The following is a 2,160-nucleotide window of genomic DNA, read 5'->3' as shown; positions in this document are numbered from 1 at the left end:
AACGGAACTGGAGGAAACCCAGGAGGCGGAACGGGAACAGATAACGGAACTGGAGGAAACCCAGGAGGCGGAACGGGAACAGACAACGGAACTGGAGGAAACCCAGGAGGCGGAACGGGAACAGACAACGGAACTGGAGGAAATCCAGGAGGCGAAACGGGAACAGATAACGGTAAAGTTACTGAAAGTACAACGAATCAAGTTGTACATCAAAAAGCAGAAGTATTAACAAAAAATATATCTAGTGTATTAATTAAAGAAGCAGTAGATACAGTCGAAAGTTATCAAGGTTTAATGAGCCTTTACGAAATGTATTATGGGATTGATTTAAGAACGAAAGATGTAGGTCCTAAGTTAGAAGAGGGAAGTTTAGATGCAATTGCGACGGATCAATCTTTGTACTACGTATTAAATAAACAAAGTTTAATTGATTTAATTTCAAATCTTGTTTCATCAAGTATTACTACAGAAATAAAGCAAGATATGTCAGGTTTAAAACAAAAAATAAACTCTTATCAACAATCTATTACTAGTGCGGATCAAAATTCTATGCTACTAGCGGAGAAATTAAATGGAACGACGCAACAAGCAACTAGTATGAATGAAAATTTAGGAGAGTATGTAAAAGGTTTAGCGAAATGGCGTGAGAATAGCTTAAAGCTAGTTGAAGAGCAGCAAGTATTAACAACAAATCATGCTGGTGAGCAAACAGCTATTTTATCGTTAGATTCTGGTATTAAATCATTAATGATGCAAAGTCAGTCATTGGTCGAAAGTTCGAAGCATAGTTTAGCAACTTCAGACGATGTATATAAAACATTTGATCAAATTAATGGACAAGCAAAAGAAATTCAAGACAGCGGAACGACAATTGTTTCAAAAGCTGATCTATTATTAAATGACTTTACGAAGAAAATGGAAGATGATAAATCATTCTCCAAAAACTTTACGAAAATTTTAGCGAATAGCCGTATTGGAGATCGTCAAAATGAGATGCTATATGACTTTTTAGCTAGTCCAGTTCAAAAGCAAAATGATGGAGTAATTGTAGCAGGAAATGCTTTTACACCGTACTTAATTGTATTAACTTGTTTCATTGTTGCATTATTTACAGCATACGCAATTGCGAATCAAGAAAAGAAACGAATGCAATCAGATCATTTTGAAGAGAAATTCTCATTAATTGATATGAATGTACCAACTACAGTAGTAGCTTTCGGTATATCAATTGTGGAAGGGATTAGTATAGGTATCATTTCTGGGCGTCTTTTAAAGTTTGGTCAGGATCAAAGTTTACTATGGATTGCGTTCATCACATTTATTATGATGGCGTTTGTATTAGTCTCAACCTACTTATTACGACAAATAAAAATGGTAGGAATGTTTATACTATTAGTATTTTTAAGCATGTACCTGTTTTTAACTGAGGCAGTTGGAAGTAAAGTAGATCAAATGTCGTCTGTCGGAAAGATACGTCAATTCTCACCGCTTCAGTATATAGAAAGTTTTCTAAATGATTTTATTAGTGGTAAAGATACTGGGAAAGTTATTTTTGTCGTATTGTTTGTAATTGCCATTATTGGATTGGTTAGTAATCTATTTGTATGGCATAAGAAATGGGAGGAAAAAGAAGTAAATGATCAAACAATGGAGCATAGTGGCTAAGTTATCATTTCTCTCTATCCTTTTACTGTTTGTCGCGCTACCGATAAGGAGCGCGGCTGACAGTTATCTTGGTGATGATGGGAAGATTAAGTTTAAAGTGGATCGACTTGAAGAAAGCGACCAAGAAAAAAATAAAAAGGAACATAAAGAAACAGAATTAGATAAAGCATCGATTGAGTTATTTAACAAAGATATAGAGGAAGAAATTGAGAAAAAGAAAAAGAAAGAACAAAAAGATATGGAAGCTTTACGAGATTCTCTTTTTACAAAACCAAAAGAGAATAATAGTGTTAAAGATACGAAAAATAGTTTATTTAGCAGTGAATACATTGTCAGAAAAAGTGCAGATGAAGTAGCGAATAATGAAACAATGAATGAAGAGCCAATTAGTATAACAATAATATTATTATTTGGCGGCGGCATTCTACTTATTTGCATCGGTATTTATACGGTTCTTCGTAAAAGTTGGAGGTAAAGTGATGGCAATACAAACAC

The 2,160-nt window shown here is 34.2% G+C and carries 1 protein-coding gene and 1 pseudogene; both read left to right on the top strand.

From position 1 onward, the window contains the following. A pseudogene (locus ABWK52_RS23195) lies at positions 1-1,665 on the top strand (type VII secretion protein EsaA); the annotation flags it as partial. Beyond that, positions 1,637-2,140 carry a type VII secretion protein EssA gene (gene essA, locus ABWK52_RS23190; RefSeq protein WP_097998243.1) on the top strand — a complete coding sequence of 168 codons (504 nt, stop codon included), beginning with the start codon at positions 1,637-1,639 and terminating at the stop codon, positions 2,138-2,140. The pseudogene ABWK52_RS23195 and the gene essA, both read left to right, overlap by 29 nt. Positions 2,141-2,160: the final 20 nt, after the last annotated feature.

Source organism: Bacillus sp. AP50 (assembly GCF_040492675.1).
Taxonomy (GTDB): domain Bacteria; phylum Bacillota; class Bacilli; order Bacillales; family Bacillaceae_G; genus Bacillus_A; species Bacillus_A cereus.
Note: the sequence above shows the minus strand (reverse complement) of the source record. Positions and strands in the feature narration are given on the sequence as shown.